This is a genomic window from Salmonella sp. SAL04202, from assembly GCF_046550775.1.
GTDB lineage: Bacteria > Pseudomonadota > Gammaproteobacteria > Enterobacterales > Enterobacteriaceae > Salmonella > Salmonella enterica.
This window is the reverse complement of sequence record NZ_JBGDXK010000002.1, coordinates 458,657-480,126: the sequence shown is the minus strand read 5'-3', so window position 1 is coordinate 480,126 and position 21,470 is coordinate 458,657. Positions and strand designations below refer to the sequence as shown.

At 51.2% G+C, this 21,470-nt stretch carries 21 protein-coding genes and 1 pseudogene; 6 read left to right on the top strand and 16 right to left on the bottom strand.

Features of this window, described 5'->3' with window-relative positions:
- Nucleotides 1-337: 337 nt before the first annotated feature.
- Nucleotides 338-2,557, top strand: coding sequence for a YgiQ family radical SAM protein (locus ACLJQJ_RS12600; protein WP_001727589.1), 2,220 nt, complete (start codon nt 338-340; stop codon nt 2,555-2,557).
- A gap of 37 nt (nt 2,558-2,594) precedes the next feature.
- Here ACLJQJ_RS12600 and ACLJQJ_RS12595 read toward each other — a convergent pair whose 3' ends face one another.
- The 11 genes and pseudogenes from ACLJQJ_RS12595 to yqhD form a co-directional block, all read right to left on the bottom strand.
- Nucleotides 2,595-2,825, bottom strand: a complete 231-nt coding sequence (locus ACLJQJ_RS12595) for an LPP leucine zipper domain-containing protein (protein ID WP_023213918.1) — start codon at nt 2,823-2,825, stop codon at nt 2,595-2,597.
- Nucleotides 2,826-2,912: 87 nt separating this feature from the next.
- A complete protein-coding gene (locus ACLJQJ_RS12590) occupies nt 2,913-3,161 on the bottom strand; it encodes an LPP leucine zipper domain-containing protein (protein ID WP_000823890.1) in 249 nt (82 codons plus the stop codon).
- 139 nt (nt 3,162-3,300) lie between these two features.
- Complete coding sequence (locus ACLJQJ_RS12585; protein ID WP_223229627.1) at nt 3,301-4,074, bottom strand: hypothetical protein; 774 nt, start codon at nt 4,072-4,074, stop codon at nt 3,301-3,303.
- 105 nt (nt 4,075-4,179) lie between these two features.
- The gene (locus tag ACLJQJ_RS12580; RefSeq protein WP_063809380.1) at nt 4,180-5,325 is read right to left on the bottom strand and encodes a hypothetical protein; all 1,146 of its coding nucleotides are present in this window, start codon (nt 5,323-5,325) and stop codon (nt 4,180-4,182) included.
- The gene (locus ACLJQJ_RS12575; protein ID WP_000214882.1) at nt 5,322-7,028 is read right to left on the bottom strand and encodes an amidohydrolase; all 1,707 of its coding nucleotides are present in this window, start codon (nt 7,026-7,028) and stop codon (nt 5,322-5,324) included. Before ACLJQJ_RS12575 ends, ACLJQJ_RS12580 begins: the two co-directional genes overlap by 4 nt.
- Nucleotides 7,029-7,153: 125 nt before the next feature.
- Entirely contained in the window at nt 7,154-7,396 is a 243-nt protein-coding gene (yqhH, locus tag ACLJQJ_RS12570) for a lipoprotein YqhH (protein WP_229578409.1), read from the bottom strand.
- Between the two features lie 29 nt (nt 7,397-7,425).
- Complete coding sequence (locus ACLJQJ_RS12565; RefSeq protein WP_063809381.1) at nt 7,426-8,478, bottom strand: DUF3828 domain-containing protein; 1,053 nt, start codon at nt 8,476-8,478, stop codon at nt 7,426-7,428.
- Nucleotides 8,479-8,532: 54 nt separating this feature from the next.
- A complete protein-coding gene (locus tag ACLJQJ_RS12560) occupies nt 8,533-9,441 on the bottom strand; it encodes a hypothetical protein (protein WP_063809382.1) in 909 nt (302 codons plus the stop codon).
- Between the two features lie 140 nt (nt 9,442-9,581).
- Nucleotides 9,582-11,067: pseudogene (locus tag ACLJQJ_RS12555) on the bottom strand (DASS family sodium-coupled anion symporter).
- Nucleotides 11,068-11,232: 165 nt separating this feature from the next.
- Nucleotides 11,233-12,060 (bottom strand): 2,5-didehydrogluconate reductase DkgA, encoded by an 828-nt coding sequence (gene dkgA / locus ACLJQJ_RS12550; RefSeq protein ID WP_000013100.1) that lies wholly within the window; start codon nt 12,058-12,060, stop codon nt 11,233-11,235.
- A gap of 105 nt (nt 12,061-12,165) precedes the next feature.
- Nucleotides 12,166-13,329: an alcohol dehydrogenase gene (gene yqhD / locus ACLJQJ_RS12545; RefSeq protein ID WP_001058720.1), complete on the bottom strand. Its 1,164-nt coding sequence runs from the start codon at nt 13,327-13,329 to the stop codon at nt 12,166-12,168.
- 192 nt (nt 13,330-13,521) lie between these two features.
- Between yqhD and ACLJQJ_RS12540 the strand changes: the two genes are divergently transcribed.
- The gene (locus tag ACLJQJ_RS12540) at nt 13,522-14,421 is read left to right on the top strand and encodes an AraC family transcriptional regulator (RefSeq protein WP_001078198.1); all 900 of its coding nucleotides are present in this window, start codon (nt 13,522-13,524) and stop codon (nt 14,419-14,421) included.
- 63 nt (nt 14,422-14,484) lie between these two features.
- On the opposite strand, the gene yghB is transcribed toward ACLJQJ_RS12540, so the two are convergent.
- Both yghB and metC read right to left on the bottom strand, forming a co-directional pair.
- Nucleotides 14,485-15,144 (bottom strand): DedA family general envelope maintenance protein YghB, encoded by a 660-nt coding sequence (gene yghB / locus ACLJQJ_RS12535; RefSeq protein ID WP_000268444.1) that lies wholly within the window; start codon nt 15,142-15,144, stop codon nt 14,485-14,487.
- A gap of 139 nt (nt 15,145-15,283) precedes the next feature.
- Entirely contained in the window at nt 15,284-16,471 is a 1,188-nt protein-coding gene (metC, locus tag ACLJQJ_RS12530; RefSeq protein WP_000130270.1) for a cystathionine beta-lyase, read from the bottom strand.
- Nucleotides 16,472-16,722: 251 nt separating this feature from the next.
- Between metC and exbB the strand changes: the two genes are divergently transcribed.
- Together exbB and exbD are read left to right on the top strand one after the other, a co-directional pair.
- Nucleotides 16,723-17,457 (top strand): tol-pal system-associated acyl-CoA thioesterase, encoded by a 735-nt coding sequence (gene exbB / locus ACLJQJ_RS12525; protein WP_000527859.1) that lies wholly within the window; start codon nt 16,723-16,725, stop codon nt 17,455-17,457.
- Nucleotides 17,458-17,463: 6 nt separating this feature from the next.
- The gene (gene exbD / locus ACLJQJ_RS12520; RefSeq protein WP_001251476.1) at nt 17,464-17,889 is read left to right on the top strand and encodes a TonB system transport protein ExbD; all 426 of its coding nucleotides are present in this window, start codon (nt 17,464-17,466) and stop codon (nt 17,887-17,889) included.
- 111 nt (nt 17,890-18,000) lie between these two features.
- Here the strand turns inward: exbD and ACLJQJ_RS12515 are convergent, their stop codons facing one another.
- The 3 genes from ACLJQJ_RS12515 to ACLJQJ_RS12505 form a co-directional block, all read right to left on the bottom strand.
- Nucleotides 18,001-18,885: an SDR family oxidoreductase gene (locus ACLJQJ_RS12515; RefSeq protein ID WP_000019032.1), complete on the bottom strand. Its 885-nt coding sequence runs from the start codon at nt 18,883-18,885 to the stop codon at nt 18,001-18,003.
- 123 nt (nt 18,886-19,008) lie between these two features.
- Nucleotides 19,009-19,413, bottom strand: a complete 405-nt coding sequence (locus ACLJQJ_RS12510; protein WP_000665659.1) for a hypothetical protein — start codon at nt 19,411-19,413, stop codon at nt 19,009-19,011.
- Nucleotides 19,400-19,810: a hypothetical protein gene (locus ACLJQJ_RS12505; RefSeq protein ID WP_000936441.1), complete on the bottom strand. Its 411-nt coding sequence runs from the start codon at nt 19,808-19,810 to the stop codon at nt 19,400-19,402. The genes ACLJQJ_RS12510 and ACLJQJ_RS12505 overlap by 14 nt, the downstream gene beginning before the upstream one ends.
- Before the next feature lie 103 nt (nt 19,811-19,913).
- Here ACLJQJ_RS12505 and ACLJQJ_RS12500 point away from each other — a divergent pair, with 103 nt between their 5' ends.
- Both ACLJQJ_RS12500 and ACLJQJ_RS12495 read left to right on the top strand, forming a co-directional pair.
- On the top strand, nt 19,914-20,417 hold the full coding sequence (locus ACLJQJ_RS12500; RefSeq protein ID WP_001534190.1) for an ESA_00282 family adhesion-associated protein: 504 nt from the start codon (nt 19,914-19,916) through the stop codon (nt 20,415-20,417).
- Nucleotides 20,418-20,696: 279 nt separating this feature from the next.
- Nucleotides 20,697-21,191, top strand: a complete 495-nt coding sequence (locus ACLJQJ_RS12495; RefSeq protein ID WP_000439335.1) for a TIGR00645 family protein — start codon at nt 20,697-20,699, stop codon at nt 21,189-21,191.
- Nucleotides 21,192-21,470: the final 279 nt, after the last annotated feature.

Genomic DNA, 21,470 nt, shown 5'->3' with positions numbered 1-21,470 from the left:
AAAGAAAGAGATCTGGTTCACAGAAGAAAGTCATGGTAAAAACAGTGTCGTGAGAAATTCGGCGAAAATTTTTTATATATTGCTGATAATGTAATGTTTTTTTACTTTTTGTTGTTATGACGATACTGCGTTTTTAGACGTGGGTATAATTAATTGCATACCAATTTGAAGATATTCATAAGACCAATTTCAAACACCTCAGGCCAGGCCGTTGAAAGTTGTTTCTATTTCGCGCCAGCCCTGCATATAAGGCGATAATCTCCTTCATTTTCGCTATAGATACGGCTTATAATCCCCGACCTTTGATTATTTTTTTGCCAATCGTTTTGGAAGCAATATGAGCGCTATCTCCCTGATCCAACCGGATCGCGACCTTTTCTCCTGGCCGCAGTACTGGGCCGCCTGCTTTGGGCCGGCGCCGTTTTTGCCGATGTCACGTGACGAGATGGATCAACTTGGCTGGGATAGCTGCGACATTATTCTGGTAACCGGCGACGCCTACGTCGACCATCCGAGCTTCGGCATGGCGATTTGCGGTCGTATGCTGGAAGCGCAGGGCTTCCGCGTGGGGATCATCGCCCAGCCGGACTGGAACAGCAAAGACGACTTTATGCGTCTGGGAAAACCGAACCTGTTCTTCGGCGTCACCGCCGGCAACATGGACTCGATGATCAACCGTTACACCGCTGACCGTAAGCTGCGCCACGATGACGCCTACACCCCAGATAACGTCGCGGGCAAACGCCCGGACCGCGCCACGCTGGTCTATACCCAGCGTTGCAAAGAAGCGTGGAAAGATGTCCCGGTGATCCTCGGCGGCATTGAGGCCAGTCTGCGCCGTACCGCGCATTACGACTACTGGTCTGATACTGTGCGTCGTTCAGTGTTAGTCGATTCCAAAGCCGACATGCTGATGTTTGGCAACGGCGAGCGTCCGCTGGTGGAAGTGGCGCACCGTCTGGCAATGGGCGAAACCATCGATCAGATTCGCGACGTGCGTAACACTGCGATTATGGTTAAAGAAGCGCTGCCTGGCTGGAGCGGCGTCGACTCCACTCGTCTGGACACGCCGGGTAAAATCGATCCAATTCCCCACCCCTATGGTGAGGATCTGCCGTGCGCGGATAACAAGCCGGTCGCGCCGAAAAAGCAGGAAGCTAAAGCGATTACCGTGCAGCCGCCGCGTCCGAAGCCGTGGGAAAAAACCTATATCCTGCTGCCATCCTTTGAAAAGGTGAAAGGCGACAAGGTGCTGTACGCCCATGCGTCGCGTATTCTGCATCACGAAACTAACCCTGGCTGCGCGCGGGCGCTGATGCAAAAACACGGCGACCGCTATGTCTGGATCAACCCGCCCGCCATACCGCTCTCCACTGAAGAGATGGATAGCGTGTTTGCGCTGCCGTATCAGCGTGTGCCGCACCCGGCTTACGGCAATGCCCGTATTCCGGCCTATGAGATGATCCGCTTTTCGATCAATATCATGCGCGGCTGCTTTGGCGGCTGCTCTTTCTGCTCGATCACTGAACATGAAGGGCGCATCATTCAGAGCCGTTCAGAAGACTCTATCATCAACGAGATCGAAGCGATCCGCGACACGGTGCCGGGGTTTACCGGCGTGATCTCCGATCTGGGCGGTCCTACCGCGAACATGTATATGCTGCGCTGTAAGTCGCCGCGTGCGGAGCAGACCTGTCGTCGCCTGTCATGCGTCTATCCGGATATCTGTCCGCATATGGATACTGACCATACGCCGACGATCAATCTTTATCGCCGCGCCCGTGAGCTGAAAGGCATTAAGAAAATCTTAATTGCCTCCGGCGTGCGCTACGACATCGCCGTAGAAGATCCTCGCTACATTAAAGAGCTGGCGAGCCATCATGTGGGCGGCTATCTGAAGATTGCGCCGGAGCATACTGAAGAAGGTCCGCTGTCGAAAATGATGAAGCCGGGTATGGGCAGCTACGATCGCTTTAAAGAGTTATTTGACCTTTACTCTAAACAGGCTGGAAAAGAGCAGTATCTGATCCCGTATTTTATCTCCGCGCATCCGGGCACGCGGGACGAGGATATGGTGAATCTGGCGCTGTGGCTCAAGCGCCACCGCTTCCGTTTGGATCAGGTGCAGAACTTCTACCCGTCGCCGTTGGCGAATTCGACCACCATGTATTACACCGGCAAAAACCCGCTGGGTAAAATTGGTTATAAGAGTGAAGATGTGGTGGTGCCGAAGGGAGACAGGCAACGTCGCCTGCATAAAGCGCTGCTGCGTTATCACGATCCGGCGAACTGGCCGCTGATTCGCCAGGCGCTGGAAGCGATGGGGAAAAAGCATTTGATTGGCGGTCGCCGTGAGTGTCTGGTGCCTGCGCCGACCATTGAAGAGATGCGCGAAGCGCGTCGCCAGAACCGCAACACGCGCCCGGCGTTGACCAAGCATACGCCGGTGGAACATCAGCGGCAGACGCCTGCGGGAGCAAAGAAAGCACCGGTTGCGCCATCTCGTCCTGTGAATGCAGGTGCGAAAAAGCGCGCTAAAACGTCAGCAGGTCGTTAAGAAGGTTATCCCGGCAGCGTTAATGCTGCCGGGAGATTTATAATCTTGGTGAGAATGGGCTGTTACGATCGTCTATCCGGTAATTTGCTCTTGCCGCCTCGTCTTTTGCTGCCTGAATTTCCGGGCGCAGGGCATTAATATCCTGTTGAAGTTGATTAATTTTGCTATTTAATGCCTGAATATTTTGATCCAGCTGTTCAATTTTTGCGCTATTGGAACAGCCGCTAAGACACAATGTTAGCGAAATTAATATTATGGTTTTATTCATTTTTCTTCCTTGTGGTTTATTCCGGGCTAAGTTTTTCTAAGCCTGCATCTTGTTTAAAAATAACCTGATGGCGCTGCGCTTATCAGCCTACAAACGTGGATGGTAACAAGGGCTACCAGGCTGCATGCAGACAGCATCAAGGCGCAAATTGGCTTGTGCCGCCGCCGTGCTTGCCGCGATAACCTCTGGGCGTAGCGCATTAATGTCCTGTTCCACCTGCGCAACTCTGGCCTGCAATGTCTGAATATCGCGAGCTAGCCTATCGATTTTTTCATGATTGGCGCAACCACTTAGCATAATGGTGATGAGTATTGGTGTTAAATTTTTCCGTTTCATTTGTTAATCCTGTTTATTATCACGCATCACTTTTCGTAATCCCGGCAAATACGTTATCATCGCTCCCATTATTGCGCCGGACACCATACCTGAAATGAACATAATCACCACTTCATAACAGTTTGGTTAAAAATACAGCTCACCACGACTCTTCTGTTGATATGGCCCATTGCTGGATCTCAGCCGAAAAGTGTTTATCAAATAACATCATCCATGTTGCAGTGCTGAACTCATCTTCTACGCAGGCCACAGCGCTTTCAATAAATTGTGTCCACATAAAATCCAGATCGTCTACGTCTGAAGCCATCATGCCTAATAGCGTTTTAGCATCCCATTTCGCACGGTGTTTATCGTCAGTGACATGACGGATATATTGAGATATTTCACGCAGATTGCCATCAGGGTCTTTCTGACGCCAGAAATCGAAGGCCATTTTCTTACAGTTGTTGAGCTGCTCTCTGCTTGCCGGGAGAAAAAGATCGTCATTAAGCCGGTCGATACAATCGCTGACGAAATTAAGCCGCTGTAAATGCCAGGCTAATTCACTTTCTGCGCCGCAATCCATTATTGCCTCGCCCGTGCCATCAATAATGTCTATGGCTACGCTGACGGCGGTTAACTTGGGGGATGTGCGGATTTTCCAGCGTTCTATTTCGCTGTTGATGCGAAAATCAACGTTATGTTTATGTTGCTCTTGCGTTACACTGGTTTCTCTCTGGCCGCGCCGTTGTGCTTCGCTCTCTCCTGAAACGTTCTCCCAGAATTGACGGGAATGAACCCAGCGCCTCTTTATCTTATTAAAACAGACGTCGCACACTTCGTGAGGCGTCATTAGCCGGTTTACACGGCAGATTGGGCAAAGTGAACGATACATATTTTTACTCCTTTCTATGCGGGTGGTTACCGTGCGCATTTGCGCCAGCAGGCTGCCGTCTTGTAGTGACATTTGCATTACTGCGTAAATCGACGATAAACCCGGTAGAGAGAATATTATTGCTATTTAAAATCAGGGTGTTGTTCATTCCTTTGCTCCCTGGTTTTTAATCTGAATTACGTTTTCTGGTAGCGCTATTGCCTCGTAATGAGAGATGTCGGTTATTTCGCCTGCGCTGAGCCCCATATGACCATGCTCGTCTTTATTAAAAGAGCCTTCAATTAGCACCTCGTATCCTCCGTCCTTCTGGAGGTCGAGAGGAATATTAGTGACGAAGTTTCCCAACCAAAATCCATTTTCTCTCTGCATTGCATCTTTATTGGCATAAATCGCCGCATGTTCAAAACCGAGAATAACGTATCCGCGTAAACGTATTTTTTTCTGATGATAATTATCCGGGTGCTGAAGAAGATCGGTGAATGAAATATCTGTAACAGTACTCGCCCTTGTGGGCTGCACTTTCTCATAACGGGTAATATTTGTTATTCCACCGGGATATTGACTTAAATGTCCGGATACACGCATATCAAAGGTGCCTTCAACTACCATCGACTCCTCTGTGTGGTTACGGCTTACGGTATAGGGCACGAGAAAATTTTCCAGCCATAATCCATCTTGCTGTGGATCGCCATAAATAGCGTGGCGCTCAAAGCCAGTGAGGACCAGACCACGAACGCGAACTTTTCTACTATGGTATTCGTCTGGATGAGCAAGTAATTCTGCAATAGTCACATCTGCGATTTTTTGATTATTGGTTGCCAGTTGTGGGGCGATTAATAATTTTAATTGTGTGTCATTGTGAAGCTGTCGCCCCAGTGACGGCAGCGGATCATCGATATTATCAACATCGGCAATCAGCCAGCGATCGTGCGGTTTATGCAACTGAAGCGTTAGCCAGCGCGAGTGATTTTTTTCTTTCAGGGTAATGTCCGCCTCAGCGAATTTATCACTGGCAAAGGAGTTTGCCTGACGTATTTCAACGGAGATATCGTTTGGGTTATGGCAAAAACACAGTGCATTAGCCGGCGTGTCAAAAAGTGGTTTGCTGGCGACGGATGCGGTACGGTGGTTCTCTAACATTTCACCGCGCAGCCAGATGTCATAATTCATCCGATCCTGTGGGGAGCCGTAAATACGCGTAATCGCCTGCGCAAGCGTTTCACTGCACTGCGCGCCATGGCTAAAAGCGCAAAGTATTAACAAGAAAAAACACCGCCGCCCGGTTTTCATCCGCCTTTCCTTATCTGCAATACCTGTTCCTGGCATTGCCAGACGATGTTGCCGTCAACCATCGTCAGCAGTACCTGGCTATTGCCGATATCCTCATGCGGCACCGAGAAAATGTCCCTGTCCAGTACCTGAAAATCGGCTACTTTTCCCACTTCGATAGAGCCGCGAACCTGTTCCTGAAACTCCTGATACGCCGCATTGATAGTGTACATTCGCACGCCGTCCGCCACGCTTATCGCCAGCTCTGGGCGGATAATCTTGCCGCTGGACGCCGATTTGCGCGTGACCGCCGCCTGCACCATTTGCCGCCAGTTGACGAGATCCATAATACCGTCGGAGCCGCCCGCCACCGTGACGCCAAGGTCGATGATATCTTTCAGCCCCTTACCGATTTCGCCTTTGATTCCGCAGACCTGCGCCCGGCGCTCGTAGTCGTATGCCGATCCGCTGGGGGAGGGTTGTTCGGACAAGATAATGCCGTATTTCGCCGCCTTGACGAAATCTTCGCGATCCCCCATTGAACCATGCAGCACATAGTGGCGGCGCTGCGGGCCAGGGCAGGTTTGAATGGCGTTAATGAAGCCGTCGATGGTGACCTTTACCGCTTTATCGCCGACCGCGTGAACGGCTAACTGGTAGCCGCGCTGATGCGCCAGCAGGGCCATTTTATGAAATTCCTGAATTTGTTCTTCTTCGCTGGCCGTTGGGCCGCAAAATACCGAACGGCCAGCCCAACCCGGCCTGTCGGCGTAATCTTGATTCATCCACGCCGTGTGCGACATCGGCACGCCGTCGCAGAATATCTTCACGCTGTGGCAGTCCAGCCAGTTTTTATCGGGGAATTCCGGTAGCCCGCTGGCGTCCAGCGTGTGTTTTAAAATCTCATAAGATTGAACGCCTTTATCGGCGGCATAAAAGGCGAGAGAGACGCGCGCCGTGAGCTTTTTTTCTTCCAGTAGCTGGCGGTAAGCGGCAATGCCGGATACGCCAGCGGCGCCCGTCTCGCCCGGCCCCATAGCGCCTTCCGTATAGCTGGCATAGCCTTCACGGTTCATAAAGCGCTGGGCCGCGATAATGTTTTCTTTTAGTTCTTCCACCGTCGGGCGCGGCATGGCTTGTGTAATCAATTGCAGCGCCGGGATATCCAGGAAGTTGCCGTCCGGTTCGCCGTCTGGCGTTTTACCAATGTACCCGCCGATGGGATCTTGCGTCTCGCGGGTGATGCCGACGATCTCCAGCGCGTTGCTGTTGACGAGGCAGGAGTGACCATCCCAGAGGGCCAGAAAGGCAGGGTGGTTGGGCGTCGCGCTGTCGATGTCATGACGCGTCAGCGGGCGGCGGCTGTCGATGATGGCGGGGTTGAAGCCGCAGGCGTGGATCCACTGGCCGGGAGGCGTTGTTGCCGCTCGCTCGCGCAGCAGCGCTAAAAGCGCCTCCAGCGTGCGTGCCGTGCTGCAATTAACGCATTTCCAGCTCGCCGCCAACCAGCTAATGTGCACATGGGCATCGTGGGCGGCGGGCAGAATCAGCTTGCCTTGCAGATCAATAATCTGCGTGTCGGGGCCGATATGTGTTTTTATCTCTTCATCTTCGCCGACGTTGATGATCCAGCCGTTTTTCACCGCGATGGCGCGGGTGAAACGAAAATGACGATCGACTGTCGCCACTTTGCCGTTAATCAATACGGTATCTGCAACGGTCATCGTTTTCTCCTGTGTTTGTTGGCGGGAAATCTCCGTACCAGCGTAATAAACGGCGCTTCGTTTATCTGGATGGATCTGAACCCGGCGATATCTTGTTATTGTGCGATAGCCAGCAACGCAACAGCTTAATAATCTGAATACAGGCGCAGGCAATCGAAGAAATCCTTCGCATCAAGACGCGTGTTCGCACGACTGGCCTCGGCTTTGGCCGCATAAACCTCCGGGCGCAGGGCGTTGATATCCCGCTGGAGTCTGTCTATTTTGGCATTCAGAGTCTGAATATCAGAGGACAAATGATTAACTCTTTCTTCATTCACGCAACCGCTTAACAGACTGGTCGCCAGAATAATGGTTCCCACAGTAAAAATTTTTTCATTTATTGTTCCTTAATTTTCTCTTATTTGGGTGAAATAGTAGATAAGCGCCGGCGGGTGGTCTGTTGCATTGCTTTTAGCAGGCTTCCACCATCCGGGCGGATAAAGTCTTCAATCTCCCATTGGCCCTGCGTGCGGTGAAGCAATAAATCCTGCACTTTCGTTGACGAATCGGTCAGCGTAAAACGGACATGGATACGTGCGCGATCGTTATTTTCTGCAATCACCTGAATGCTATTCAACCTGGCAAATTGCGATTCTTTGCCAAAAAATATCGGATTATCATAGAAATATAACTTATCGGTTTCCATTTCCGTATCCTGATCGTTATCAGGTTCGATGGTTATAGGGGCGTCGGCAAGAAAGGCGTTACGATACGCAGATGATGTCGTCCAGCGCCACGGCCAGGCAAAATGGCTAAGGCGGCCAAATGCAGGAATATCATTATTTTTATATGCTGTCTGAGAATAATCATTCACCGCCTGGCGATACTGTGCGGAAACAACCCATGTCCACGGCCAGCTATAATCATCCAGACGGTTGAAAAGTTCACGGACAAAATGTTGTGGGCGCTCTCTTTGCAGCGATCGCAGCGACGCAAGGGTTTTCTGATTTTCGCTATTAATTGCCTGCCAGAGACTGCCTTGCGGGCTGATAATATCGTCAATAAGCCAGCGGTCGCCTTCGGCGATCAGTTTCAGCGTTTGTGTGATGGCTTCCGGAGAGTCTTTGAAAGGGCGAAACTGTACGGTGGCGTCAGCATGAGAGACATCTGTCTGGTGAATGGTTATATTTTCCAACACCAGGTGGTCATATTCCTGGCAGTCACAAAGCGGATCGGAGTCCAGCCAGCCAATATCGCCCGGTAAGGTCAACCGATCGTTCAGGAGAATGACGTTTTTCATCCGCGTGGAAATAAGCGATTTTTCCGTTGTATCACCAAAATAGAGGGAATCAGATCCTATTTCATAGCTATGGTAAATCTGTCTGACCGTCTGATCTGGCGATAACGGCGGCGTTTGCGCCAGCGCGGGAATCGTCAAAAAAAAACTGAGCAAGAGGAGGATATGTTTCATTGGGCGTTTCCTTATTCCCGGTTTAATCCATCCGATCTGAGTCTGTAAGCAGTATTATTTTTTACTCTTTTGTTTAGCCATTTCGGCCTCGAGTTCTTTAATATCCTGCTGCCTTTTACGTTCATTTTCCGCCCGCGATACTACGCGCTCGTAGCGTGTGATATCGGTAATGCCGCCGGGCCACGCGCCGAAATGGCCGTTCATGTCCATATCGAACGTTCCCGCGATCATCACATAATCGCCGTTAAGCTGACGCGCTTTGGCGAGGGTAATGACCGGGTTAGGAAAGCCGATATCCAGCCACAGGCTGTTGCCGTCAACGTTATTCAACCAGGCGTCTTTATCAAGGAATAGCGCGTTACCTTCAAATTCGATATTTCCGACGCCGATGACCACTATTTTTTGCAGATGGTATTTTTCTGGATTGGCCAGCAAGGCCGCCATAGATATCGGCCAGGAGAATGAATCTCTCCCCGGTTCAGCACTTGTCGCCGTACTTTTTATCCTCGTATCTTCACGGATTTCACTGCGCAGACTTTTGGGGAGTTCGCTTCCGTCGTCGGTATCTTCCACTAACCAGAGTTCGCTGTCGCGATCGCGAACCAGCGTTAGCCCTAACAAGCGATGAGCGCCGACGTTCTCTTTATTAAGCGTCAGTTGTACCAGAGCATGAATACGTCCGGCATTCAGCGGCGTGGTATCAATCAATTCGGCGGAGACAAACATCTCGTCCTGACAGCGGCAAAGAAGATTATTGCTCAGCCAGGGCGTTATACCTCCCGTTGTCACATTGGCATTCGTCCGTAAATCGACGATAAATCCACCTGACAATATTTTGTCGCTATTTTCCACCAGCGGCTGATACAGTCGGGTAATCGCCTGCTCCGGGGATTCTCCGGCAAACACCGCAGTACTAAATAGCAGAAGAAGCAGAGGCAACGACCCTGTTGACCACGCTTTCATGATGACATCCTTGATGAAGAGGCGGAGTTGTAAATATTAACAAGTGCGGGCTAACGGGGGGAGTTGATGATTTCCGAAAAGCCCGACAAATGTCGGGCCGGAAGAGACGGTTAACCGCTCGATTATCTCCGCGACTGAGTTTAGTAAAGACCCAGCACTTTCCACCATGCGAGGCCGACTGTCAAAAAGACCGCCTGATTAAAGAGGCTGATAATAAATCCCGTTCGCCACCAGACGCCCGTCGGTACATAGCCGGCGCCAAAAAGAATGGGGCCGCGTGCGTGGGTATACTGCGTAAGAGAGCAGTACAGGCTGCTGGTAAACGCCAGCATAAGCGCCATCGGCGCTGCCGGTATATTCAGATGCAGACCGACACCCAGAAATACCGCATACAGCGCGGCGATTTGCGCGTTGCCGCTGGCGAAAAAATAGTGGGTATAAAAATAGGCTGCGTTAAGCAGCAGCAGGATGATTATCCAACTGGTTCCATGCATCGTACTGCCGATGCTGTCGCCAATCAGGTTGCCAAACCAGCTGGTGAATCCTAGTTTCTTCAACTGGTTAGCCATCATCAGCAGCGCGGCAAACCAAATCAACGTATCCCAGGCGCCTTTTTCGCTTTTAACGTCTTCCCAGGTGAGCACGCCGCTCAGTAATAAAATAGAGAGACCGACAAAAGAGGCCGTCGTGGCATCCACGCCGAGCGAGCTGCCAAAAATCCATAGCACCAGCAACACGCCGACGGTCGCCAGCATGAGCCACTCGCCGCGCGTCATACTGCCCATTTGCGCCAGCTCTTTGCGCGCCAAATCCGGCGCATCCGGCGTATGTTTAATTTCCGGACGGGTCAGCCAGTAGACCAGCAGCGGGACGATAAGAAAAGAGACCAGGCAAGGCAGGAGCGCGGCGATAAACCAGCTTCCCCAGCTCAACGTAACGCCGGCGTTCGCCGCCAGTTTTACCGCCAGCAGGTTACCCGTATAACCGGTCATAAACAGTGCGGCAGTGACGTCGTTAACATTGCCAATACAGGTGATCAGAAAGGTGCCGATTTTGCTGCGAGACTCATCTTCCGGATGTGAATCAAAGCTGCGCGCCAGCGAGTCGGCGATCGGGTAAATCACGCCGCCGCAGCGCGCGGTGTTACTGGGCATCGCGGGGGAGAGGATCAGATCGGCAAACGCCAGACCATAAGCCAGACCCAGCGTTCGTTTACCTAACAGACGGATCATTTGTAGGGCGATACGCCGACCCAGCCCGGTTTTGATAAACCCACGGGCAATCATAAAGGCGACGACGATAAGCCAGATCAGCGAACTGTTCAGCTCGCTCAAGGCCGTGGTAATCGCGCCGCTGGCCGTTTTGTCGCCGGCAGCATAGGCGAGCGCAAAGACGGTGATACCAATAATACCGACCGCGCCAATAGGCAGCACTTTCGCCACGATAGAGGCGATCGTCGCGACAAAAATAATCGCGGAATGCCAGGCCGGCGCGCTTAACCCGGAAGGGGGCGTTAGCTGCCACAGTCCGGCGGCGATAACCAGAATAAGAATGAATGGGAGCCATTTGACGCCCTGAGATTTTTTTTCCGCCACAATCACACATCCATAAATATTTTATATGCATTAAGTAAATTCATAATAAATATGAATAATTATTCATAAAATCAGAATAATTCTGCGCTTGTGTGTGGGGGAAATATACTGTTAAATGCGCGTAATTGTTTCTTAATGTTTCGGAATGCAAAAAAGCCCGACGACATCGTCGGGCATGGCGTGCGATAAATCCGGCTTAACCGCCGAACTGATCCGGATCGGGGCCGAGGCGTTTTCCTTGATCCAGTTTTGCGATCTCGCCTAATTCATCTTTATCGAGACGGAAATCCCAGACAGCAAAGTTTTCCGCGATACGGGAAGGGGTGACGGATTTCGGAATGACGACCAGCCCGCAGTCCAGATGCCAGCGAATAACAATCTGGGCGGGCGTTTTGCCGTATTTATCCGCCAGTTCGCGAATCACTTTCTGATCGAATACGCCTTCGCCACCCTGCGCCAGCGGGCTCCAGGACTCGGTCTGGATTTTATGCGTCGCATTCCACGCATGTAGCTGGCGCTGTTGCATCAAGGGGTGAAGCTCGATCTGGTTGATCACAGGGGTAACGCCGGTTTCATCGATCAGACGCTGGAGGTGATGGATCTGAAAGTTACAGACCCCGATACTCTTTACCAGCCCCTCTTTTTGCAGCGCGATCATGCCTTTCCAGGCGTCGACATAGTGATCGATAGCCGGTACGGGCCAGTGCATCAGATAGAGATCGAGATAATCAAGCTGCAGTTTTTTCAGACTCTCCTGCAGGGCTTCGCGGGGACGTTTTTGATCGTCATTCCACAACTTGGTGGTGATAAACAGCTCTTCCCGCGCTACGCTCGCTGCTTTTAGCGCTTTGCCGACGCCTTCTTCATTCTGATATGCTGTGGCGGTATCAATCGATCGATAGCCCACCTCCAGCGCTTTATGAATCGCCGCGATCACCTCTTCATTGCTTGCTTTCCAGACTCCCAGCCCAAGTTGTGGCATTACGTTGCCATCCTGTAGCCTGATAATGGTTGGATTAGCCATGATGTGTTCCTCTTTTAATTGGCTCGCCGGAGTCGGGGCCGGCGAGACTAAGTGACTTAAGTCTGGACGAAATGGCCAAAAACGAAAGTCAGAGGCGAAAAAACCTTAGCGCGCCGCTTCATAAATCCGACGGCTGACATCCAGCGTAATATCCTGATTTTCACCTAAATTTGTGCATCCATGCGCCTCAAGTTTAGCCAGTAGCGCCGGAATAGTGCTGCCATCCAGACCGTAATCGGACAGGTGGGTAGGCACGCCCATCTGTTCAAAGAAACGGCGGGTGGCGGCAATGGCGGCATCAATACGCTCGTCGTCGGAACCGTCGGTGATATTCCATACACGTTCAGCATATTGCAGGAGTTTTGCGCGTTTAACGTCTCGTTTTTCGTTCCATAGCGCAGGCAGAATGATAGCCAGCGTCTGGGCATGATCGAGACCGTGCATCGCGGTAAGCTCGTGGCCCAGCATATGCGTCGCCCAGTCCTGCGGAACCCCAGCGCCAATCAGGCCATTTAACGCCTGAGTAGCGGCCCACATCACGTTAGCGCGGACGTCATAGTTTTCAGGCTCTTGCAGCGCTTTGGGACCTTCTTCAATCAGTGTGAGTAAAATGCCTTCGGCGAAACGATCCTGAATTTTGCCGTTAACCGGGTAAGTGACGTACTGCTCAACGGTATGGACGAAAGCATCCACGACGCCGTTCGCAACCTGGCGCGGCGGCAATGTATAGGTGTAGACCGGGTCCAGTACGGCAAACACCGGTTGCACGAACGAGGAGTGGAAGGCTTGTTTGTCGCCAGTGGTTTTACGGGAAATGACTGCGCCGGCGTTCGATTCTGAGCCGGTTGCCGGTAGGGTTAGCACAGACCCCATCGGGATTGCGCTACGAATCTCAGTACCGCCGGTTTCCAGAATGTGCCACGGATCGACGCCGTCCGTATACTGCGCCGCTGCGGCGATAAATTTGGTGCCGTCCAGTACGGAACCGCCGCCAACGGCCAGCAGGAAGGTAATATTTTCGTCGCGCACAAGCTGCACGGCCTTCATCAGCGTTTCATAGGACGGGTTCGGTTCAATACCGCCAAACTCCCGAACATCCAGTCCTTTTAACGCTTCCTGAACTTGCGCCAGTACGCCGGTCTTTTTCACGCTACCGCCGCCATAGGTAATCAGCACGCGGGCGTCCTGCGGGATCTGATCGCGGAGATCGACGATAGCGCCTTTACCAAACAGAATGCGGGTAGGGGTATGTAATTTGAAATTGTTCATTGCTCATTCCCTTATGTGGGTAAAAAGAGGGCAGGCGGCTGTCTGCCTGATGGTCATCATTGTGGTCTTGTGAGGGATGTCTCTCAATGCACATTTCTGCCAATGTTTTGCCTATTTCTCCAGAATGCTGGAGAAAATCGCTAAAAATGCGCACAATCCAGCGGAGTGGATTTGATGAAAAAATGGCGCGTTATGAATCGTGAAGCAATTTGCTTACAGTTGGCGGATAAAATTAATCATTTAAAAAATAATGATAAAATAATCAGCGAGCGGCTGGCGGGCATTCGTCTGTTGTATGGTGTTGAACCGGGGCCGCGCACGCCGGTCATGTATCAGCCTGGCATCATATTTCTCTTTTCCGGCCATAAAATTGGCTATATTAACAAGCGCAAGTTTCGTTATGACGCTAATGAATATCTCTTACTGACCGTGCCGCTCCCTTTTGAATGCGAGACCTGGGCGACGCCGGAGGTACCGCTGGCCGGTATTCGGCTCGATATTGATGTGCTGCAACTGCAAGAGTTGCTCATGGACATTGGCGAAGATGAGCGTTTCCAGTTGCCGATGGCGGCCAGTGGGATTAACTCCGCCACGCTGTCGGACGAGATTTTATGTGCGGTGGAAAGATTGCTGGATGTGATGGAGCGCCCGCTGGATGCGCGGATTCTGGGAAAACAGATTATTCGCGAAATTCTTTATCATGTGCTGATGGGGCCGCGCGGCGGGGCGCTGCTTGCGCTGGTTAGTCGCCAGACGCACTTTAGCCTGATCAGTCGCGTACTTAAACAGATCGAAATGAAATACACCGAGAACCTGAATGTTGAGCAACTGGCGGCAGAAGCGAACATGAGCGTGTCGGCGTTTCACCATAATTTTAAGGCGGTCACCAGCACCTCGCCGTTGCAGTATTTAAAAAGCTACCGACTGCATAAAGCGCGAATGATGATGATTCACGACGGTATGAAGGCCAGCGCCGCGGCGATGCGGGTCGGCTATGAGAGCGCATCGCAGTTTAGCCGGGAGTTTAAACGTTATTTTGGCGTTACGCCGGGCGAAGATGCGGCAAGAATGCGGACAATGCAAGGGAGCTAAGTGGGGCATCCCGCCACGGGTCAACGAAGCGTAACCGGGCCATCCTGGCCGATTATGGATACGTCAGGCGTTACAGTATTTCTTTTTAATCACCACGACCAGCGTACCTAACAGTCCGGCGACCAGTAGCGCGACGGGAAGGATCATTAAAAATGTCATTACCTGGTCTTCATGGCGCTTAACAAACGGGATCATACTGAGCGCGTAGCCGAAGCTGGTCACGACAGTCACCCACAGCAGGCCGCTTAACCAGTTAAAAAACTGAAACCGGCGGTTGGACAGGCCGGAAATACCCGCCATTGTTGGCAGCAGAGTGCGGACAAACGCCAGAAAGCGCCCGGCAAGCAACGCTAACAAACCGTGGCGGTCAAACATGCAGGTGGCGCGCTGATGATATTTTGCCGGAAGCTGCGCCAGCCAGCCTTTGACGGTACGCGTATTACCGAGCCAGCGTCCCTGGATATAACTTAGCCAGCAGCCGAGACTGGCCGCGGTGGTGAGAATGCCAATCGTCGGCAAAAAATGCATCACATCCTGGGCGATCAACGCGCCTGCCAGTAGCAGCAGACTATCGCCAGGTAAGAATGATGCTGGCAGCAGACCGTTTTCTAAAAATAGCGTGGCGAACATGACAAAGTAGACGACGCTAACAACGTGTGGATTCGCCAGCGCGGCAAAATCATGTTGCCAGAGCGCAGCGATAATATCTTGAATGACAGCCATGAACTTTCCTGTGGAACAGCATTTATGCTTTTATTCGCCTATTGTACTCCTGAATCGTCCGGGATGCCTTGATCCCGGACGCAACAAACGCAGACTTTTCCACGGAAATTGTCTGCATATATGTCCATCCCCGGCAACTTTACACAATTCTGGCGAAGCCGGCGGCTAAATCAGCGATCAAATCATCAACACTCTCTAAACCAATATGCACCCGAACCAGCGTACCGGTAAAATCTACGCCGCCTGCGGGACGAATCGCGGCGATCTGTTCCGGCTGATTAGCAATAATCAGCGATTCGTAGCCTCCCCAGGAGTAGGCCATACTGAACAGCGAAAAGTTATCCAGATAGGCTGATAATTCAGCCTCGGTCAGCTTTTTATTGAGCACAAAGGAGAACAGGCCGCTGCTACCTGTAAAGTCTCGTTTCCAGAACGCATGACCTTTGCTACCCGGCAGGGCCGGATGATTAACGCGCGCGACCTGAGGATGGTTCGCCAGCCACGCGGCGATTTTGAGGCTGCTTTCTTGATGCTGGCGCAGTCGGACGCCGAGCGTGCGCAGCCCGCGGCTGGTCATATAAGCCGTGTCGGCGTCGAGCATTTGCCCCATCAGATAGGCGTTTTCCCGCAATTGTTCCCAGCAGCGCGCATTTGCAACGGCAGTCCCGACCATCGCATCAGAATGACCAATCAGATATTTAGTGCCCGCCTGGATAGAGATATCAATATCGAATTCCAGAGCTTTGAACAGAACGCCAGCCGCCCAGGTATTATCAATCATGATGACGGCTTCTGGCGCGACGCGTCTGACCGCACTGACAATGGTCGGAATATCATGTACTTCCATGGTAATAGAACCGGGGGATTCCAGAAATACGACTTTCGTGTTCGGCTGAATATGTTGAGTGATATCAGCGCCGATGAGCGGGTCGAACCAGCTTGTCGTCACGCCCAGTTTGCCGAGAATTTTGCTGCAGAAATCCTGGCTGGGTTCATAGGCTGTGTTGGTCATCAGGATGTGGTCGCCCTGCTCAACGAATGCCAGAATGGTGTTGGCGACCGCCGCCGCGCCGCACGGGAAGAGCGCGCATCCGGCGCCGCCTTCCAGTTCACACATGGCTTCCTGGAGCGAAAAGTGGGTCAGCGTTCCCCGGCGTCCGTAAAATAATTCGCCGTTGGCGCGATTGCGGGTAGCGTGTTTTTTGGCCTCGACGGTGTCAAACACCAGTGAAGAAGCGCGTTGAATCACACTATTCACTGAGCCAAGCGTGTATTTTTTGCTGCGTCCTGCGTTTACCAGTTTGGTATCCAACTGTTTATCCGTCATGTTGCGTTTCCTGATTTTAACCGTCTGGATGTCTAAACTAGCATGAATATAACCATCTGCACCCTGGCGACGTGTGATACAGATGAAAATTTTGCCAAAATAAAAACAGGTGGCTTTTTTAATGCGTAAGCGCAAAGAAAAAGCAGTAAAGGTGCGGCAGTATGTAAATAGTAATGAGAACGACTATCAATTCGACGTTGTTTTGATATTATTATGCTCAGATTTTGTGATTTGCGTCCTGGAGATACAGAGTGGGTAATAATTTGATGCAGACGGATCTTTCCGTCTGGGGCATGTATCAGCACGCCGATATTGTCGTGAAGTGCGTGATGATTGGTTTGATTCTGGCGTCAGTCGTCACCTGGGCTATCTTCTTCAGTAAAAGCGTTGAATTTTTCACGCAAAAGCGCCGCTTAAAGCGCGAACAATTGCAATTAGCCGATGCGCGCTCCTTAGATCAGGCTTCCGACATTGCGGCAGGTTTCAGCGCAAAAAGCCTCAGCGCACAGCTCATCAATGAAGCGCAGAATGAACTGGAACTCTCTCAGGGCAGCGAAGATAACGAAGGGATTAAGGAACGTACCGGCTTCCGTCTGGAACGTCGCGTCGCGGCAGTTGGCCGCTACATGGGGCGAGGCAACGGTTATCTGGCGACGATCGGCGCCATTTCCCCCTTCGTCGGGTTGTTTGGCACCGTATGGGGCATTATGAATAGCTTCATCGGTATTGCGCAAACGCAGACCACCAACCTGGCGGTGGTTGCTCCTGGTATTGCGGAAGCGCTGCTGGCGACGGCGATTGGGCTGGTAGCCGCGATCCCGGCGGTCGTCATTTACAACATCTTCGCACGTCAGATAGGCAGTTACAAAGCAACGCTGGGCGACGTGGCGGCGCAGGTATTGCTGCTGCAAAGCCGCGATCTCGATCTGAATGCGAGCGCCAGTGCGCAGCCGGTACGCGCCGCGCAGAAATTACGGGTAGGGTAATGCGTCATGGCAATGCGTCTTAACGAGAACCTGGATGACAACGGCGAAATGCATGAAATCAACGTGACGCCGTTTATCGATGTCATGTTGGTTCTGCTGATTATCTTTATGGTGGCTGCGCCGCTGGCGACGGTGGACGTCAAGGTGAATCTGCCCGCTTCTACCAGTACGCCACAGCCGCGTCCGGAAAAACCGGTTTATCTGTCGGTGAAAGCGGATAACACCATGTTTATCGGTAACGATCCGGTGACGGATGATACGATGATTGCCGAGCTAACGGCCCTGACGGAAGGGAAAAAGGATACTACGATTTTCTTCCGCGCGGATAAAACCGTAGAGTATGAAACCCTGATGAAAGTGATGGATATGCTGCATCAGGCGGGCTATCTCAAGATTGGTCTGGTCGGCGAAGAGACCGCGAAAGCGAAATAAGTATTCTGCTGATGCTGTAAGCCGGGTAAGGCGAAGTCGCCACCCGGCTTTTTTATTGCCTAAAGTGGCGCCTTGCTTAACAGAAGTGCGCTATCTTAATCGACTTCATCGTTAGCCTAAATGTTCCCCGCCGCACACGCCGTGCACTTCTGCGGTAACGTAACTGGATTCCTGGCTTGCCAGATAGACATACACCGGCGCCAGCTCTGCCGGTTGGCCGGCCCGCTTCATTGGCGTCTGCTGACCAAACTGCGGAATTTTATCCTGGGTTTGACCGCCGGAAATTTGCAGCGCTGTCCAGATAGGGCCAGGCGCGACAATATTCACACGAATTCCTTTTTCCGCCACCTGTTTCGCCAGGCCACGGCTGTAATTGAGGATTGCCGCCTTGGTTGCCGCATAATCCAGCAGGTGCGGACTGGGCTGATACGCCTGGATAGACGACGTCGTGATAATACTGGCGCCTTTTGGCAGCAGCGGAATCGCTTCCTGGGTTATCCAGAACAGAGCAAAAACGTTAACGGCGAAGGTTTGCTGAAATTGCTCGCTGGTCAGATCTTTTATCTCCGGGATTGCCGTCTGTTTACCGGCCACCAGCGCCAGAATGTCCAGCCCGCCTAGCGCTTCACGCGCCTTATGGACCAGCGAACGGGCGAAAGATTCGTCGCTAAGATCGCCTGGCAATAACACCGCTTTACGGCCGCACTCCTCAATCAGCGCTTTAACCTGCTGGGCGTCCTCTTCTTCCGCTGGCAGATAGTTGATCGCGACATCTGCGCCTTCACGCGCATAAGCGATAGCGGCAGCGCGCCCAATCCCGGAGTCGCCCCCTGTCACCAGCGCCTTACGATCTTTAAGGCGACCACTGCCGACATAACTTTTTTCACCACAGTCAGGAACAGGCGTCATTTTCGCCTGGACGCCGGGCGCCGGCTGTTTTTGCTTAGGATACTCGCCGGTGTAATACTGCGTGGTAGGGTCGTATAGATGAGACATTGAGCTTCTCCCTTCAGGTTGAACACCCTTTAAGCGTAGACACTTTTACTACCGTAAGAGGGAGAATCAGAACGATCCTTATGCTTCGCCCGTATTCACAACAGAGTTAACTAGCCATGAAGGTTATTTTTCTTGCCGTGCGACGGTGGTGACGTTGCGCGTCCGGTAGTCGCCATCGGAAAGCTTACGCATCAGACGTAAGGTTGCCGTCTCGCGAGCCAGCAGATGCTGCCAGTCACTTTCAAGACGAGACATAATTTTGTCTCGTACTTCAGGATGCTGCTCGATAATGGCATTGATGGTCGCGCCATAAATCTCCTCTTTGACCTGTAACGCATACATCTCCCGTCGGTTTTGCCACTTCAGGCGCACTAACGCCGCCGGTATGGATACCACCTCCTGCGTTACCTTTTCCAGGGTGGCATTTTTACTGGCGATTAGTGCTGCAAGATTTTGCTTTAAGATAAATTCATCACTTTTATGGTTGTCTAAAGCCAAATAAACGTTATTGTCTTCAACTTCTTTCATCTTTATCTTCCAGTGAATAAAATAGCGGCATATTGGTTTCGCGAGTGATTAAATTAAGCCAAATGGCATTGCCTTTTTCATTTATCATTGCGGTTTTATCCGCCAGTATTTTACTTAGCGTTTGGGCATCAATATCGCCTTCTGCCTGTAGTGCGTTTATCAGGCGGGCAAACGTTTCAATTTTAGCCACACAATACAGACGTTCTTTAATATGACGGTCGCGTTCTTCAAATAATACGTTTCTGTGTTGCCCGGCAGCGTTAGCGCTAATTAAAATATCGGGCTCGAAATCGCTGAGTTTTGTCTTTCCCTTAGGCAAATTTTTACTGTTTTCTGTGGCTTCAGGGGGCGGCGATGACAGGCGAAAATGAGAGGAAACCAGATGCTCAGGAAGCATGACTAAATATCCTTTACGATCAGTGGTATACTATTTTTAATAGTGTAGGTTTCGTTGACAATAACATGGCGTAATTTTAAAATCAAAAAAAATGGAGCCTGCTATGAACAGTATTTTTTATTCTGTTATTATATTGCTATTACTGACCGGCGCGATACTCTTCCTGATGTGGGAGGTTAATAAAAAACGTCCTGGTGGAAAAGTCGTAAATTTAAATCAAACTGAACCCATGACAAAGGAAGAGGGCGAAGATCATTTCTCAGTATTAATGAATTCGATAACGCCGGTATGGTACTGGCGCGTTAACCATGAATATATCGATTTCCTTCATGCAACGATAAAACGAATGACAATGACTGAGTTGAATGAAACGCCAGGATTATTTGACGCACAGCGTCGTTGCAGCGACCTTAACTCTGCCGTTTATAAGTATTACGACAATATTAAGAAGCGTTGTCTGAACGGAGAAAAGGTGCCGTATTCGGATTTGGACGTCCTTAATTTACGCCAGTGTTTTCGTGAGTTCAGTCTTGAAGCCTACCCGGCGTTGGTCGCGCTGGTATGGCCGGAATATCAGCGCCCACAGGTTAAACCGGATGAGATTTAGAGCCTATCCCATTAGGGCTATTTTACTTGCCATTTTGGACCTGGGCAGTGCTCGCCAAAACGCGTTAGCGTTTTGAACGCCGCTAGCGGCGGCCCGAAGGGCGAGCGTAGCGAGTCAAACCTCACGTACTACGTGTACGCTCCGGTTTTTGCGCGCTGTCCGTGTCCAAACTGGCTGCGCCAATAACGCCTGGTGGGATAGGCTCTTAACTGACATGTTGATCTGATGTTGCATGGTTGAGATATACTGTTGCTGGTTTTAGTTACCTGACAGGTCCCTATGGAACGCTTTCTTGAAAATGTAATGTATGCGTCTCGCTGGCTGCTCGCGCCGGTGTATTTTGGCCTCTCTTTGGCGCTGATCGCTTTAGCGCTAAAATTTTTCCAGGAAATTCTACACGTTCTGCCGAACGTTTTTGCCCTGGCGGAAGCCGATCTGATTCTGGTGCTGTTATCGCTGGTTGATATGACGCTGGTCGGCGGATTGCTGGTAATGGTCATGTTCTCCGGGTATGAGAATTTTGTCTCTCAGCTGGATATCTCTGCGGGCAAGGAGAAGCTGAACTGGCTGGGGAAAATGGATGCGACTTCGCTAAAAAATAAGGTGGCGGCATCGATAGTCGCTATCTCTTCCATTCACCTGTTACGCGTGTTTATGGACGCGAAAAACGTCCCGGATAACAAATTAATGTGGTATGTCATCATCCATCTGACCTTTGTCCTGTCGGCATTCGTGATGGGCTATCTGGACAGATTGACGCGGCATAACCATTGAGCCGCCGTCAACGGCGGGGCAGTCGGGCAAAGGATACTGAGCCCGGCTGTAAAACAGCGCTTCTTTAACGGCGGATAACCGTCTCCCTGCAGTCTTACGCAATATTTTTACTACATCTATTCATTTACCCAGTAATAAGACTAAAAGATTTTCTCTGCGTTCACAGATATATAACATCTGCGGGTACGTAAACGGCAATAACTGTAAAAAAATGGAGAATGCATTATATATTCTCCGCGCCTTGCCGATAACGAGAGTGCGTCATCGTCTGATGACTAA